Source organism: Ihubacter sp. rT4E-8 (assembly GCF_049852125.1).
In the GTDB taxonomy this organism is placed as follows: domain Bacteria; phylum Bacillota; class Clostridia; order Peptostreptococcales; family Anaerovoracaceae; genus Senimuribacter.
Genome location: NZ_CP187532.1, coordinates 389,350 through 404,032, shown reverse-complemented (window position 1 = coordinate 404,032; position 14,683 = coordinate 389,350). Strand labels below are relative to the sequence as shown.

Annotated in this window: 15 protein-coding genes; 3 read left to right on the top strand and 12 right to left on the bottom strand. The window is 44.0% G+C overall.

All coding sequences use genetic code 11. From position 1 onward, the window contains the following. Positions 1 to 33: 33 nt before the first annotated feature. Genes smpB through ACPW7J_RS01940 form a run of 5 tightly spaced genes read right to left on the bottom strand, consistent with a single transcriptional unit; the run spans position 34 to position 3,072 of the window. Complete coding sequence (gene smpB, locus ACPW7J_RS01960) at positions 34 to 498, bottom strand: SsrA-binding protein SmpB (RefSeq protein WP_161874308.1); 465 nt, start codon at positions 496 to 498, stop codon at positions 34 to 36. A 4-nt stretch (positions 499 to 502) separates the two neighbouring features. Then, entirely contained in the window at positions 503 to 994 is a 492-nt protein-coding gene (gene lepB, locus ACPW7J_RS01955; RefSeq protein ID WP_424960260.1) for a signal peptidase I, read from the bottom strand. Between the two features lie 2 nt (positions 995 to 996). After that, positions 997 to 1,530: a signal peptidase I gene (lepB, locus tag ACPW7J_RS01950; RefSeq protein ID WP_425756154.1), complete on the bottom strand. Its 534-nt coding sequence runs from the start codon at positions 1,528 to 1,530 to the stop codon at positions 997 to 999. An 18-nt stretch (positions 1,531 to 1,548) separates the two neighbouring features. Then, positions 1,549 to 2,091, bottom strand: a complete 543-nt coding sequence (lepB, locus tag ACPW7J_RS01945) for a signal peptidase I (RefSeq protein ID WP_161874311.1) — start codon at positions 2,089 to 2,091, stop codon at positions 1,549 to 1,551. A 15-nt stretch (positions 2,092 to 2,106) separates the two neighbouring features. Next, positions 2,107 to 3,072: an RluA family pseudouridine synthase gene (locus tag ACPW7J_RS01940; protein ID WP_425756152.1), complete on the bottom strand. Its 966-nt coding sequence runs from the start codon at positions 3,070 to 3,072 to the stop codon at positions 2,107 to 2,109. A 116-nt stretch (positions 3,073 to 3,188) separates the two neighbouring features. Here ACPW7J_RS01940 and ACPW7J_RS01935 point away from each other — a divergent pair, with 116 nt between their 5' ends. Continuing rightward, positions 3,189 to 3,644 (top strand): hypothetical protein, encoded by a 456-nt coding sequence (locus ACPW7J_RS01935; protein WP_425756150.1) that lies wholly within the window; start codon positions 3,189 to 3,191, stop codon positions 3,642 to 3,644. A gap of 31 nt (positions 3,645 to 3,675) precedes the next feature. On the opposite strand, the gene ACPW7J_RS01930 is transcribed toward ACPW7J_RS01935, so the two are convergent. Next, the gene (locus ACPW7J_RS01930) at positions 3,676 to 3,942 is read right to left on the bottom strand and encodes a hypothetical protein (RefSeq protein WP_161874314.1); all 267 of its coding nucleotides are present in this window, start codon (positions 3,940 to 3,942) and stop codon (positions 3,676 to 3,678) included. Positions 3,943 to 4,028: 86 nt separating this feature from the next. On the opposite strand from ACPW7J_RS01930, the gene ACPW7J_RS01925 reads away from it, so the two are divergent. Both ACPW7J_RS01925 and fba read left to right on the top strand, forming a co-directional pair. Continuing rightward, positions 4,029 to 4,301 (top strand): hypothetical protein, encoded by a 273-nt coding sequence (locus ACPW7J_RS01925; RefSeq protein ID WP_161874315.1) that lies wholly within the window; start codon positions 4,029 to 4,031, stop codon positions 4,299 to 4,301. Positions 4,302 to 4,338: 37 nt separating this feature from the next. Next, on the top strand, positions 4,339 to 5,268 hold the full coding sequence (gene fba / locus ACPW7J_RS01920) for a class II fructose-1,6-bisphosphate aldolase (protein WP_425756148.1): 930 nt from the start codon (positions 4,339 to 4,341) through the stop codon (positions 5,266 to 5,268). Between the two features lie 71 nt (positions 5,269 to 5,339). Here the strand turns inward: fba and ACPW7J_RS01915 are convergent, their stop codons facing one another. The 6 genes from ACPW7J_RS01915 to ACPW7J_RS01890 all read right to left on the bottom strand — a co-directional run bounded on the left by ACPW7J_RS01915 (position 5,340) and on the right by ACPW7J_RS01890 (position 14,491). Next, positions 5,340 to 6,260 (bottom strand): response regulator transcription factor, encoded by a 921-nt coding sequence (locus ACPW7J_RS01915; protein ID WP_425756146.1) that lies wholly within the window; start codon positions 6,258 to 6,260, stop codon positions 5,340 to 5,342. A gap of 101 nt (positions 6,261 to 6,361) precedes the next feature. After that, the gene (locus ACPW7J_RS01910) at positions 6,362 to 7,798 is read right to left on the bottom strand and encodes a nicotinate phosphoribosyltransferase (RefSeq protein WP_425756145.1); all 1,437 of its coding nucleotides are present in this window, start codon (positions 7,796 to 7,798) and stop codon (positions 6,362 to 6,364) included. A 69-nt stretch (positions 7,799 to 7,867) separates the two neighbouring features. Beyond that, complete coding sequence (uvrA, locus tag ACPW7J_RS01905) at positions 7,868 to 10,702, bottom strand: excinuclease ABC subunit UvrA (protein ID WP_425756144.1); 2,835 nt, start codon at positions 10,700 to 10,702, stop codon at positions 7,868 to 7,870. A gap of 15 nt (positions 10,703 to 10,717) precedes the next feature. After that, a complete protein-coding gene (gene uvrB / locus ACPW7J_RS01900) occupies positions 10,718 to 12,691 on the bottom strand; it encodes an excinuclease ABC subunit UvrB (protein ID WP_424960252.1) in 1,974 nt (657 codons plus the stop codon). A 439-nt stretch (positions 12,692 to 13,130) separates the two neighbouring features. Further along, entirely contained in the window at positions 13,131 to 14,006 is an 876-nt protein-coding gene (locus tag ACPW7J_RS01895) for a YitT family protein (RefSeq protein WP_425756142.1), read from the bottom strand. Continuing rightward, the gene (locus tag ACPW7J_RS01890; protein ID WP_425756140.1) at positions 14,006 to 14,491 is read right to left on the bottom strand and encodes a YbaK/EbsC family protein; all 486 of its coding nucleotides are present in this window, start codon (positions 14,489 to 14,491) and stop codon (positions 14,006 to 14,008) included. The genes ACPW7J_RS01895 and ACPW7J_RS01890 overlap by 1 nt, the downstream gene beginning before the upstream one ends. Positions 14,492 to 14,683 lie beyond the last annotated feature (192 nt).

Sequence of the window (14,683 nt, the reverse complement as noted above, 5' to 3'; positions counted from 1 at the left end):
AAATTCCTGACAAAAACATCAAGCTACCGTCATCTACCATCTCTGTTTCATCGCCTGATCGATTTTTCTGGCGGCATCCTTCTTTGCCATATCGTCCCGTTTATCGTAATTTTTTTTACCACGAGCTACGGCAACCTCCATCTTAGCGCGGCCGTCTTCATTAATATACATATTCAGAGGAACTAACGTCATTCCCTTCATCGTTGTATATCCAATCAATTTGCGAATCTCCTGTTTATGTAACAGCAGCTTTCTTGCCCGCAGCGGATCTACATTAAACCGGTTGCCCTGCTCATAAGGACTGATATTCATACCGTAAATCCACATTTCACCCTTCTCAATCTTGGCATAGCTTTCTTTGATGCTTACCTTACCGGCTCGAACCGATTTTATCTCTGTACCTGTAAGCACAATACCCGCCTCATAAACTTCTTCTATAAAGTAATCATGGCGCGCCTTCTTATTATTGGCCACCATCCTCTTTTCTCTCTTTGCCATTTCCTCACCATTTATATAAGACCTTTCCCTTCAGATCTGTCTCTTTGATCAAGCCTACCGTCTCATCACGGCTGTCTGTGCTCGCCGCGCGGTTATCGCCCAGCACAAAGATCCATCCCTCAGGTACGTTGATTTCTTCCATCTCCCCGCTAACGTCCTGACTGAAAACGTATGTCTCCTCTAAAAGCGTATTATTGACATAGACTTTGCCCGCCGTAATCATTACCCGGTCTCCCTCCACACCGATAACACGCTTCATCATGCGCTTTCCTTCACCCGTAGGCGCGTAAATCATATTGTCAAAAAGAACTACATCTCCTCTTTCCACACCAAAGCTTCCCACTTCGCCGCAGCGCACCAATACATGCTCCCCTTGCTCATAGCCTGGCATCATACTGCTGTCCGTCACCGAAGTGATCTGAAAAAATACTGCAAGCAAAATGCCGCCGGTTATGCCCAAAGCTGCTGCCAGAAAAAAAGCGATGCATCGTTTCATATTCAATCTCTCCCGATCCGTCCAATTTTATCAAATGGATAGAGCCGGAAGATCACCTTCCCCACAATCTGCTCCTTATCTACAAAACCTACCGGCAGACTTCTGCTATCTTTGCTGTGAAGCCGATTATCACCCATACAGAAGTAGCATCCCTCAGGAACTTCTACCGGATACGTCACGCCGTCTGTAATCCCATCGGTTATATAATCTTCTTCCAGTTCTTTTCCATTTATGTAAACCTTCCCATCTTCTACAGACACCGTTTCACCCGGCAGAGCGATCACCCGTTTGATCAGCTTCTTTTCTTGCCCCTTCTCATCCTTCAAATGCGATTGAAAAACCACCACGTCTCCCCGCTGTGGTTCTTTATCAAAAGAATACGCCTGTTTACTGATCAGCAAATAGTCTCCGTTAGAAAAAGACGGCAACATAGAATTGCCGTATACTGACGTAGGCGCCACAAACTGTATGGCTATCAATGCAATCATTCCGGCTGAAGCTACAGCCTTCACCCATTCTTTCACCGATTCTCCCATATCCTTTTCCCCTTTCTCCTATTCTTTCAACGGATTTTTTATGAATCCGATTTTGTTAAACGGATATAATCGCAGTACAACCTTGCCTACAATCTGATCCTTGCCGACACAGCCCACATCCGGGTCTCTGCTGTCAATGCTGACGCGCCGGTTATCACCCATACAGAAATAGCTGTTCTCAGGCACTACCAGATCCTTAATCTTTTTTCCGATCGCCCCGTTAACGCCCTGTTCTTTGATATAGGGTTCTTCTATAGCTTCTCCATTTATGTAAACTTTATCATCTGTAATGGTAATTGAATCGCCAGGCAACCCGATAATTCTCTTGATCAGCATCTTCTCATCACCGTTTTCCTGCACCAAATCCGAATGAACCACTATCACGTCCCCTCTCTCTGGCGATCCAAAAAGCTTATAGGACTGTTTGCTCACAAACAGATAATCATTTTCATAAAAATTCGGCTCCATCGAGCTCTGTTTCACAAGCGTCGGTTTAATAAAATATATTACCACCAATGCGATAGCAAGCGCCAGCGCAATGCTTTTGATCCATTCCTTCATCGATTTCCTTCCCCTCTATTCATCATGTTCAAAAATTGCATTCTTTATTCTGTCAAAGTCTTCAGGCAGCGCCGCTTTGATCTCACGGCCGTTTAAATAAGAAAGCTCCCCTTCGCAGCCGCTAAAGCAAAGCCGGTAAGCATGAAGAAGCTGTGCCTGCAGTCCAAACCGCTGACGTACCCGACGATTGACTCCCGGCCTGCCATATTTCATATCCCCAATCACCGGGCAGCCGGCCTTCGCCAAATGCGCCCGAATTTGGTGGGTTCTTCCGGTAATAATCTCCACTTCCATCAAAGTGTATCCGTCCCGGGTTTTCACGGGCCTTGCGATGGTTTCCATCTCGCGGCCCTGCTCGCCTTGCGGCGTCACAGTGATGCGGTTTTTGTCACAATCTTTCACCATTCTATCCACCAGGTGCAGCTCCCGCCGCACTTCTCCAGCCACGATAGTCAAATAGAATTTTCGGATTCGATCCTTTTCCCGAATGCATCGATTTAACTCCCGCAGCGAAACTCCGTTCTTACCAAAGAGCACCAATCCTGTCGTATTCCTGTCCAGCCTGTTGACAGGTGCCGGAACAAAGGTCTTCTCCAAACGCGGATTGTAGTCGCCCTCCTTAATTAAGTAATCTATGACCTGATTGGTCAGATGGTGCTTTTTCTCCGTTTTATCTCCGTGGGTTAAAAGGCCATAAGGCTTTTCTACCACAATAATATTTTCATCCTCATAAGCAACCTTAAACTGTCTGCGTGCGGAAGAAATTCGCGCCTTCCTCCGAAAGGCTTCTACAGCTTCCTCTTTCATATATAAGGTTACAATATCGCCCTGACGAAGTATAGTATCCTCCCTTGCTCGCTTTCCATTGACCTTCACATCTTTACGTATAGCCTTATAGATTAAGCTAAGCGGCGCGTTTCCAAGATATTTCCGCAGGAACTTGTCCAGTCGTTGATCCTGCTCATTTTTCCCGATTTCCATATTAATCATACCCTTTATTATACATCAGAACCAACTCAAACGCAAAATGTATTTGTCCTTTTATCGAAAGTATGTTAAATTATATATACAAGTAAAATCAGAAAAGGGGAAAAATCATGAAAGGACTCAAAGATTTTTTATACGATAAAAATGATATTCTTATTGCACTGATCATTCTGGCTATTGCCGCTTTGCTCATCGCGTGGAGAATGGACGTGATCATGGACTATCCGCATACGTTAGCAGAGGAAACAGGCACGGAGGTTACCACAGACGACACTGCAATTGACGATAGTCAGAAACAGGACAAGGACAGCAATCAGAGTGATACCCAGACAGACGCCCTTTGGTCAAACGGCGCGCTTACTAAATCTGTAACTGTAACTGTTCACGGAGGGAGCGCTACGGACGCTGTTCAGGATCTTGTCAATGCAGGACTTTTCGAATCCTACGACCAGTTCAGTCAGGTTTGCCGGGATGCCGGGCACAAGCCGGAGAATATCAAGGCGACTACCTTCACATTCGATGCCGGCTGCACCCAGGCAGATATCGCAAAAATTGTTACAGCTTAAAACCAGAATTTTATATAGAGGGAATTTCCCTCTATTTTTTCATGAGCCCGATGACCTTGTTCAGCCGGGCTCTTTGTTCACCGCTCATCATTGGCATCAGGCTCTGCACCATAGCCATCTGCTTTTCGTAAGGAATATTCGCCGCCTTTAATTTATCCTGCAGCTTCAGAATCTCCGCAGCAATTTCTGCGTCGCTTTTCTGTTCATAACGTCTGGCTGTATCCGCCGCGCTCTTTTTATCAGCCTGAATCCCTAACTGTCCAGCCAAATCCATAATTGTTTTTTCATCTAATTTCATACTCAGTTCCTCCTTTTCTCTATTCAGTATATGCACCAAACCGCAAGGAATTTCATACTGTATTTATAGAAATATGGAGGTGAAATATGGCAAATAACCCAATCCCCATCATCCTGGCGCTGGCAGTAATTTCTCACAGAGGCAGACTGCCTCTCCCTTCCCCGGGCGCTTTAAGCACGTTGGAGTTAGAAGCTTTTCTGGATAATGCCAGAACCTGTATCAATACAATCGATAAATTAAACAGCCTGGCACATAGCGGTCTGGGCAATCTGGTCAGCAATACGAATGGTTCAAGTTCCTCAGGTTCTTTACCCGATATGAAAAAAATGCTTGAAATCGTTGAAAATTTACCTCTTTAGTGTATAATAGAGATATACTTTTTCAAGGAGGTACGAAATGGCTTTAGTTACAACAAAAGAAATGTTTTCCAAAGCGATTAACAGTGATTATGCCATCGGGGCATTTAACGTAAACAATATGGAGATTATTCAGGGCATCGTAACAGCAGCACAAATTGAACGTGCTCCGCTGATTTTGCAGGTCTCCGCAGGCGCGAGAAAATACGCCAAGCCTGCCTACTTAACGAAACTGGTAGAAGCCGCTATCGAAGATACTGGTGTAGACGTGGCTCTCCACTTAGATCATGGTGAAGATTTTGAAATATGCAAAAAATGTGTTGACGATGGATTCACTTCTGTTATGATCGACGGTTCCAAATATCCCCTTGCGGAAAATATTGCATTGACAAAACAGGTCGTAGAGTATGCCCATGCCCATGGCGTTGTTGTAGAAGCTGAATTGGGCAAATTAGCAGGTGTAGAAGATAATATCAAAGTCGACGCTCGTTCCGCCACCTTTACAGATCCGGACGAAGCCGCCGAATTCGTAAAGAAAACCGGTGTGGACTCGCTGGCCATCGCCATCGGTACCAGCCATGGCGCTTACAAATTCAAAGGCGAACCCTACTTAGATTACGAAAGGCTGAAAAAAATTCATGCCCTTATTCCTGACACTCCTCTGGTGCTTCATGGCGCTTCTTCTGTGCTGAAAGAATTCGTAGACAGATGCAACGAGTATGGAGGAGAAATTCCGGGAGCCCAGGGCGTCCCTGAAGACATGATTCACGAAGCCGTAAAATATGGAATCTGCAAGGTTAATGTAGATACCGACCTGCGACTTGCCATGACTGCTGAAATCAGAAGAGTTCTTGTAGAAAATCCTGGTGAATTCGATCCGAGAAAATACTTAGGTCCGGGCAGAGATGCTATTACCAGAATGGTACAACACAAAATCAGAGATATGCTCAACGCCTCTGGCAAAATGTAGTCAAACAAATATCCCCCTCCTTGCAAATATAAGAGGGGGACATTTTAATTTCGTATCATATAAGCGGGGGATTATACTTTCTGTTCCTTTTCTTCTCTAACAATGCATACAGCTTCTACCCTGCTCTTTACATCCAACTTACGAAAAATATTATAAATGTGTGCTTTCACTGTACTCTCTGATATAAAAAGCGCTTCCGCAATTTGCGTATTCGTCTTTCCACTATAGATTTCTTCCAGTATTTCAACCTCTCTCTTTGTCAGCTCATACTTTTTCTGTACGTTGGCAAGAGCCTCAGAAAGGTCGAGAACGACCGGCGTCTCTGCCGTATAGGAGCTTCTAAAATCCCTTTTATACAAAAGCATCATATTTGCGATATTAATTACCATCCAATAGTAAATTGTGATGTTCATAATAGGCGCTTCCGCCCTGTCTACAAATCCACTTTCACTGATAAAATAGCTGACATAGTTCACGGTCATGAAAAACGCAATAACAACTTTATAAGCTACAAATCGTTTCGGAGCATTTTCTCTGACACTGCTGTAAATGCTTTCGGCGCTGCCCGCTATCAACAATCCGATCAGTGGAATGTCGATGACCAACCGAATCCAATAAAGCTCCCGAAACAAAATGATCGCTGCAAGCCAAACAATTCCATATAGAATTACATATTTCTCAGTAATACCAATACACCTGTTTTTCACCTCCGTACCCGTAATGCTGTTAGAAACCCGTAACCAAAGCAATACCAAGATCGCGATAAAACAATCGCCGATACTGAGAAACATATAAGTGTCTATTTTTATGATATTATCACAATAGTAAATCAAAAAATCGTATACATTCATAAACAGCAGCATGATAACAAAAGGCTTCATCGACACAAAGTTCTTTTCTTTATCTCCTTTTGACGCAAGCCACTGTATTGTCAACGCCGAAGCGCCTATAAGAATTGTAAAAACATACAGAAAGACAATAATATGCCGCATAAAAAATCCTTTCCGCTGAAAATCTTACTTTAATCTATTTTACTATGGAATATACCAAAAGACCAGCAAATATATGCTGGTCTTTACAATTTTATTTCCTTCTATCTCATTGCATGATCTTCCAAAAGCTGATTCTTCATATTCCACAGATTCTGTGATAGATCCACATAGTATGTCTGTGGATTCTCAAAACGCAAAGTCTCTCCCCACAGCGTTTCTATTTGCTGCGCGCAATATTCCTTAACCTCCTCAATAGAAGGGCATTCATACACGCACTGTCCCTTGTCAAAAATCTGCACGCGAAGATTCTTCACATAGAAATTATATAGTTTTTTCTTTTTCCATACCGCGTTCGGATCGAAAATTTCATAGCCGTCAGCTTCCGGAATTTCTTCACCGTCTACAGTCAATACGTCCGCCAGAGCCTTTCCCGTCTCCTTGTCGAAAAGCCGATAGAGAGATTTGAATCCTGGATTCGTAATTTTCTCCACATTTTCAGAGATTTTGATCTTTGGAATGATTTCACCATCCCGCTCCAGCGCCGCTAACTTATACACGCCGCCAAATACCGGTTCAGACTTAGCAGTAATCAGTCTTTCGCCTACGCCGAAGGAATCGATCTGCGCGCCTTCCATGATAACGTCTCTGATAATGTACTCATCCAGAGAGTTTGAAACCGTTATAGTACAATCCCGCAGGCCCGCGTCATCCAGCATTTTTCTGGCTTTTTTCGTCAAATACGCTACGTCGCCGCTGTCAATGCGAATACCCATTTTTTGCGGCTGTTGTTCCTTGAACACTCTGATTGCATTGGGAACACCGGATTTTAAAACATTATACGTATCAACCAACAGGGTGCAATTATCCGGATAAATTTCCGCATACCGTTTAAAAGCTTCATACTCACTGGAAAACATCTGTACCCAGCTATGGGCCATAGTGCCAAGGGCCGTAATTCCAAAATCCCTATCTGCAATGGCACATGCAGTCCCAGCACAACCGCCAATATAAGCCGCCCGCGCGCCATAAACAGCCGCAGCCGTACCGTGTGCTCTCCGGGTTCCAAATTCCATAACAGGTCTTCCCTGAGCCGCTCTGACAATACGGTTCGCTTTCGTTGCAATCAAACTCTGATGATTGATCGTCAGCAGCACCATAGTCTCGATAAACTGCGCCTGAATTACCGGACCTCTCACCGTTAAAATCGGTTCATGAGGAAATATCGGCGTACCCTCCGGCACCGCCCAGACATCACAGGAAAATTTAAAGTCCCGCAAATAGTCTAAAAATTCTTCGCAGAAAACCTTCTTTTCCCTTAGATAGGAAATGTCTTCCTCTGTAAACTTCAGGTTTTTCAAATAATCGATCAATTGCTCTACGCCTGCCATAATGGCATATCCGCCGCCATCGGGCACTTTTCTGAAAAACATATCGAAATAGGCGATATCTTCTTCAATACTACCTGACTGAAAGTATCCGTTTGCCATAGTGATTTCATAGAAATCTGTCAACATTGTCAGGTTTTCACGCTTCATCATTTTGGATTATCTCCTTCTTACCTTATCCTTACGGATGCTATAAATAAATGTACAATATATAATTATACACTATTTTAACATTTTCTTCAAGAACTGTCCCGTATAAGATTTTTTACATGCAGCAATCTCCTCCGGCGTACCAGTAGCCACGATAGACCCGCCTCTGTTTCCACCGTTCGGTCCTAAATCTATAACATGATCCGCCCGTTTGATGACATCTAAATTATGCTCGATAACTACCACAGTGTTACCCGCGTCCACTAGCTTATCCAATACGGATACCAGTTTATCTACATCCGCAAAATGCAGACCCGTTGTAGGCTCATCCAAAATGTACAGAGTTTTACCGGTACTCCGCTTAGACAGCTCCGTCGCCAGCTTTACTCTCTGCGCTTCTCCTCCAGAGAGCTGCGTCGAAGGTTGCCCCAACTTAATATAATCCAATCCCACTTCGTTCAGTGTATCCAACTGTCGTTTAATGGATGGTAAATTTTTAAAAAACTCTAATGCTTCCGCCACGCTCATGTCCAGTACGTCAAAGATGCTTTTTCCTTTGTATTTTACTTCCAACGTCTCTCGGTTATACCTCTTTCCTTTGCATACCTCGCAAGGCACATAAACGTCAGGCAAAAAGTGCATCTCTATTTTAATAATGCCGTCTCCACTGCACGCTTCACAGCGTCCTCCTTTGACATTAAAGCTAAAACGCCCTTTTTCAAATCCCCGAATTTTAGATTCCGGTAAGGACGCAAACAGATCCCGTATATGTGTGAACATGCCTGTATAAGTCGCAGGATTGGAACGCGGCGTTCTTCCGATTGGAGACTGGTCGATATCGATAACCTTATCGATATGTTCCAATCCCAGAATTTCATCAAATTTACCTGCCTCATCCTTCGTTCTGTTTATGATTTTAGAAGCCCCTTTATTAAGAATCTCGTTGATCAGACTGCTTTTTCCCGATCCGGATACACCAGTAACACAAACAAATTTTCCCAAAGGAATGTCTACGTCTATATTACGAAGATTATTCTCTGACGCGCCTTTAATTGTAATGAATTTACCATTACCCTCTCTGCGCACCTTCGGAACTTCTATTTTCTTCTTGCCAGAAAGATACTGTCCTGTTATTGATTCTGGACATGCCTTAATTTCCTCTACCGTTCCCTGCGCAACAAGTTCTCCGCCATAAATACCCGCGGCAGGACCGATATCAATAATATGATCTGCAGCATACATTGTATCCTCGTCGTGCTCCACGACTAAAAGAGTATTGCCTAAATCGGTCAGATGCCGAAGGGTTTCTAACAGCTTTTCATTATCCTTCTGGTGCAGGCCAATACTGGGTTCATCCAGAATATACAACACGCCCATCAAACTGGAACCAATCTGTGTTGCCAAACGAATCCGTTGGGATTCCCCACCAGACAAGGTGCCCGCTGCCCGTGAAAGCGTCAGATATTCCAATCCCACATCCAGCAAAAAGGTAAGCCGCGCTTTAATCTCCTTGATAATCTGCCGTCCTATGATCTGCTCCTTCTCTGTCAACTCCAGCTGATCTATAAAATTATAGGCGTCTCGAATGGACATATCAGATAGCTCTGCCAAATTTTTTCCGCCGACAGTTACAGCCAGTACCTCCGGCTTTAACCGCTTCCCTTTACAATCCGGACAATCTCTTACAGTCATATATTTCTGCATCTTTTCCTTCATAAATTCGGAATGTGTCTCCCTGTAGCGGCGTTCAACATTATTGATTACACCCTCAAACGGATGATCCCGATGAGATACACTGCCGTTGCTACGGCTTGTATACGTATATTTTAAGTGACGGTTTCCTGTGCCGTAAAGCAACTCCTTCTTGAATTTCTCCGGAAGTTCACAATAAGGGACTGTCAAATCCACGCCATGCTCCTTAGCCAGCGCGTCAATCATTTGACGATAGAATCCGGAAAACTCCATAGAAGCAAAGATCGTCCCTAAAGCTCCGTCTATGACGCTCTTATCTGTTTTAATAATCAGTTCCGGATCAATCTTCTGAGAAAAACCCAAGCCATTGCAGCTGGGACATGCTCCAAACGGACTGTTAAACGAAAACATTCTCGGCTCTAACTCCTCAATACTAACTCCGTGTTCCGGGCACGCCAATTTAGTGGAAAAGGTTTTTTCTATCTGAAAATCCTGATCCTGAAAATGCACCAATACCAGTCCGTCTCCCTGGCTCATGGCTAATTCTACAGCCTCAGAAATTCGGCTTTCCTGACCTTCTTTTATAATAATCCTATCAATTACAATCTCAATTGTATGTTTAAACTTCTTGTCGAGTTTAATTTCTTCCTCATTCAGCAGGCGTATTTCTCCATCAACTCTGGCTCTTGTAAAACCCTCTTTTCGAATTCTTTCCAGAATTTTTTCATGCTCGCCCTTTCTTTGCCGAATCACTGGCGCTAAAATCATAATTCTGGTTCCTTCCGGAAACTCCATAATCGTATCTACCATCTGATCTACTGTCTGACTGGTAATGGGTTTGCCGCAAACCGGGCAATGCGGACGTCCAATACGAGCATATAATAATCTAAGATAATCATGAATTTCCGTAACAGTGCCTACTGTGGAACGCGGATTCTTACTGGTGGTCTTCTGATCAATAGAAATTGCAGGAGACAACCCCTCAATCAACTCTACATCCGGCTTGTCCATCTGTCCAAGAAACTGACGGGCATAAGAAGATAAGCTTTCTACATATCTTCTTTGTCCCTCTGCATAAATAGTATCAAAAGCTAAGGATGATTTGCCTGATCCGGATAAACCAGTCAATACTACCATCTTATCTCTGGGGATATTCACATTAATAGATTTTAAATTATTTTCGTTTGCGCCCTTGACAATAATTTCGTTTGCCATGCACGTTCTCCTTTTCTACTTTAATCTTACTTTATACTCAAATATCTGGTCACGAAGCTGCGCAGCGCGTTCAAACTGCAAATCAACTGCTGCTTGCTTCATTTCCGTTTCTAATTCCTTTATATAATCCTTTAACTCCTTCTGCGTCAATTCCAGCGGCTTTTTGCCTTTATATTTGCTTTCATCCTCAGCGGCGCGAGTCGCTTCAATAACCTCTCTAACAGACTTCTGCACACTCTTTGGCGTAATACCATGCTCTTTATTATATTTATCCTGTGTGCTTCGCCTTCTCTCCGTTTCATCGATCGCCGCTTTCATCGCCTTACTGATATAATCGGCGTACATGATAACCCGACCCTCAGCATTTCTGGCTGCGCGGCCGATGGTCTGAATCAAAGAGGTTTCTGTCCTCAAAAATCCTTCCTTATCCGCATCCAAAATAGCTACCAGCGAAACCTCCGGAATATCCAATCCTTCTCTAAGTAAGTTGATGCCTACCAGGACATCGAACTCTCCCAGACGCAAATCCCGTATGATTTCCAATCTCTCAAGAGTGTCCACCTCCGAATGGAGATATCTGACCCGTATTCCGGCTTCTTTCAAATAGTCTGTAAGACTCTCTGCCATCTTTTTCGTCAAAGTAGTGACAAACGCTCTCTCTCCGCGTTCTGCTGTCGCTCTGAGCTCGCCAACCAAATCGTCAATCTGTCCCTCCGTCTTACGCACAAAAATCGGAGGATCCAGCAGTCCTGTCGGACGAATAATCTGTTCTGCTGTAACGCCTCCCGCCATTTCCTTCTCATATGGCGCCGGAGTTGCGCTCACGTAAACCGCCTGATTGACAAGTTTTTGCCACTCCTCAAACTGTAGAGGCCTGTTATCCAATGCCGATGGCAATCTGAAACCGTACTCTACTAAGGAGGATTTCCTGGAACGGTCTCCCGCATACATGGCTCGAAGCTGTGGAAGCATAACATGAGATTCATCAATCATAATCAGAAAATCATCGGGAAAATAATCGATCAGAGTATAGGGTCGAGTGCCCGGCGCAAGGCCGTTAATATGCCGCGAATAGTTCTCAATGCCCTTACATGTGCCGATTTCCCTGAGCATCTCCATATCATATCGAGTTCGCTGTTCAATTCTCTGCGCTTCCAGCAGCTTTCCTCTGTCCTTAAACCATTGTACCCGCTGCTCCAGTTCTTCTTCTATAGTAACCAGCGCCTTCTCCATGTTTTCCTTGGAAGTTACATAATGGGATGCCGGATAGATGGCAACATGATTTCTAAGTCCCAAAATCTCTCCTGTTAGTGGGTTCATCTCCTTAATGCTCTCTATCTCATCTCCAAATAGTTCTATACGAACCGCTTTGTCAGAGCCAGCCGGAAACACGTCTATAATATCTCCCCGCACCCGAAAGGTTCCTCTCTCAAATGCGAGATCATTTCTATTATATTGTATATCTACTAATTTTCGCAAAATTTCATTGCGAGGCTTTTCCATGCCTGGCCGTAATGATATCAACTGATTCTCATAGTCGAACGGACTTCCTAATCCATAAATACAGGAAACCGATGCTACAATAATAACATCTCGCCGCTCAGCAAGGGCCGCTGTCGCAGAGTGACGCAGCTTTTCAATTTCGTCATTTATATCTGAATCCTTCTCAATGTAGGTATCTGTGGAAGGCACATAAGCCTCCGGTTGATAATAATCGTAGTAGGACACAAAATACTCCACCGCGTTTTCCGGAAAAAACTCTTTGAACTCACCATGCAGCTGTGCTGCCAGCGTCTTATTATGGGATATCACCAAAGTAGGCTTCTGCACACTTTCGATGATATTCGCCATGGTAAAAGTCTTTCCTGAACCGGTAACGCCCATCAAAGTCTGATGTTTTTTTCCATTTAAAATACCTTCTGTCAACGTTTTAATCGCCTGCGGCTGATCTCCAGTCGGACTATATTCTGAATGTAATTTAAATTCCATCTTTTCCTCCCGAAACTCCAAACATCTCTATCTTAATCTAATATAAAATTTGTTTCAACCTCAATATTTTATTCTGCTCCCTTTACGCAAAAAACTTCATTTTAAATCCGCCTGCGCTTTCAGCTCGCCTCGCCGTAGAGTGCCACGGAGCAAAGCTCCTGCACTCCTGACATGAGACCTGCCTCGCTTCCGCCTGCGCCTGTGGCTTGCCGATCAGCGGGCTAGGGCTTCATCGCCGTGTGTAGACATTATACCATGACGATTCCTCTGAATATAGAATCGCAAGTCATGATTCAATGAACGCTTCCCTGCGGCAACGCCGTTTCAATCAGTTGCGTTCATTATACCACAACGATTTTGCAATTTCAAACAAATGTTCGCTTTTGTTTTTAAATTATCAAAAAAGCACAGGTATTCTTCTTACCCGTGCTTCTATATCTCAGTCATTGGGTCTGTTATAGAACCAGCCGCCGATCTGCTCTGTCTTCATCACATTGACAAAAGCCCCTGGATCCGTCTCTAAAATCGCGGCCAGCACTTTGTTCACTTCTTCACTGGAAACTACAGAGTAAAGCATGTTTCTCTCTGTACCCTCATAGCATCCAATCCCTTTAAAGTGAGTTGCATCGTGGTTAGTGATGGCTTTAATTCTGCCGTAAATGGCGCTGGGCTGCTCCGTAATGATCAACAGCGTATGCTTTTGATATCGTTTATGCAGCAGTTGAATGATCTGCGTGCTGGTATATTGGAAGATAATCGAATACAGCGCCCGATCAAATCCGAACAGCACCCCCGCCGTGATCAAAATACACACGTTTGCCATAAAGATATAATTCCAGGTATCGATGCCTTTCTTCTGTGAAAAGTAAATGGAAATAAAATCCGTACCGCCTCCGCTGGCGCCCACATAAAGACACAGGCTAATCGCAGCGCCGTTGATAATGCCGCCGAATATGCAAATTAGCAGCACGTCGTAGGTAATGGTAAACGCCGGCATCAAGTCCGTCAAAAAACTGCTGAGCAGAATTACATAGACTGAATACACCGTAAAGTGTTTTCCTAAATGCCGCAGACCAATATAAATCGGAATCAGGTTCAGCGGCAGATACACCAATGTATAGGGCAGCGATATGTCAAAATAGGTACTGCCGATCTGCTGCAAAAGCAGCGTAATCCCACTGAATCCACCGGGAAAAAGGCCTCCAGTTCTGACAAAACTCTTAATATTGAACGCAATCAAGACTGCGCCGATGGTACAGAACAGAAATCGCTTCGCTTCCTTCTTCCATTTATTCTGTCTTTCCAATGATCCCATTATTTCTGTCCTTCCTCCGGCAGCTTACTCACATCGATCCAGGCCTCTGCTTTGGAATAGCGAAACAGTTCGTCACAGGTCAATTCGATGGCGCTATTGGCGCTGCCGCACGCAGGAGATACGGTGTCAAAACGCTGCATGGAAACATCACAGTACACTTTCACGTCCGGATTTTCGATGGCAAATGCACACACGCCGCCGATGGCATGACCGGTATAGGCGACCACTTCTTCCGCCGACAACATTTTGGCCTTATATCCAAACTGCGCCTTAAACTTTTTATTATCGATGCGCGCATCCCCGGCGACCTGAATCAAAATGCATCCCTCCGGGCTTTTAAAGGACAAAGTCTTGCAGATTCTCGCCCCCTCTACGCCCACTGCCTGTGCTGCCAATTCTACCGTCGCGCTGGATACGTCAAACTCCTGCACTCTGTCTGCTATACCAAGGATTTCAAAATACGCCCTTACTTTCTCGATTGCCATAATTATCCTCCCGATTAAATTCTTTATTATAAATATTAAAGGGAAACACCAACAAAATCAAGGATTGCTTCCCATATTTTTACCCTATTCACCAGAAAGACCTCTTTTTTCGTGCTTGATAATAAATTGTCAAATTTATTTTTTAATATTCAAACAATTTTGCAGTTTCCCGTGTATACATGTTGACATTAC

Excerpts from the sequence above, each read along its gene's own strand:
- uvrA (WP_425756144.1), bottom strand. The coding sequence starts at position 10,702 with ATGGCAAACGAAATTATTGTCAAGGGCGCAAACGAAAATAATTTAAAA.
- fba (WP_425756148.1), top strand. The coding sequence starts at position 4,339 with ATGGCTTTAGTTACAACAAAAGAAATGTTTTCCAAAGCGATTAACAGT.
- smpB (WP_161874308.1), bottom strand. The coding sequence starts at position 498 with ATGGCAAAGAGAGAAAAGAGGATGGTGGCCAATAATAAGAAGGCGCGC.
- lepB (WP_425756154.1), bottom strand. The coding sequence starts at position 1,530 with ATGGGAGAATCGGTGAAAGAATGGGTGAAGGCTGTAGCTTCAGCCGGA.
- lepB (WP_424960260.1), bottom strand. The coding sequence starts at position 994 with ATGAAACGATGCATCGCTTTTTTTCTGGCAGCAGCTTTGGGCATAACC.
- ACPW7J_RS01890 (WP_425756140.1), bottom strand. The coding sequence starts at position 14,491 with ATGGCAATCGAGAAAGTAAGGGCGTATTTTGAAATCCTTGGTATAGCA.
- uvrB (WP_424960252.1), bottom strand. The coding sequence starts at position 12,691 with ATGGAATTTAAATTACATTCAGAATATAGTCCGACTGGAGATCAGCCG.
- ACPW7J_RS01935 (WP_425756150.1), top strand. The coding sequence starts at position 3,189 with ATGAAAGGACTCAAAGATTTTTTATACGATAAAAATGATATTCTTATT.
- ACPW7J_RS01895 (WP_425756142.1), bottom strand. The coding sequence starts at position 14,006 with ATGGGATCATTGGAAAGACAGAATAAATGGAAGAAGGAAGCGAAGCGA.
- ACPW7J_RS01940 (WP_425756152.1), bottom strand. The coding sequence starts at position 3,072 with ATGGAAATCGGGAAAAATGAGCAGGATCAACGACTGGACAAGTTCCTG.
- ACPW7J_RS01910 (WP_425756145.1), bottom strand. The coding sequence starts at position 7,798 with ATGATGAAGCGTGAAAACCTGACAATGTTGACAGATTTCTATGAAATC.
- ACPW7J_RS01930 (WP_161874314.1), bottom strand. The coding sequence starts at position 3,942 with ATGAAATTAGATGAAAAAACAATTATGGATTTGGCTGGACAGTTAGGG.
- lepB (WP_161874311.1), bottom strand. The coding sequence starts at position 2,091 with ATGAAGGAATGGATCAAAAGCATTGCGCTGGCGCTTGCTATCGCATTG.
- ACPW7J_RS01925 (WP_161874315.1), top strand. The coding sequence starts at position 4,029 with ATGGCAAATAACCCAATCCCCATCATCCTGGCGCTGGCAGTAATTTCT.
- ACPW7J_RS01915 (WP_425756146.1), bottom strand. The coding sequence starts at position 6,260 with ATGCGGCATATTATTGTCTTTCTGTATGTTTTTACAATTCTTATAGGC.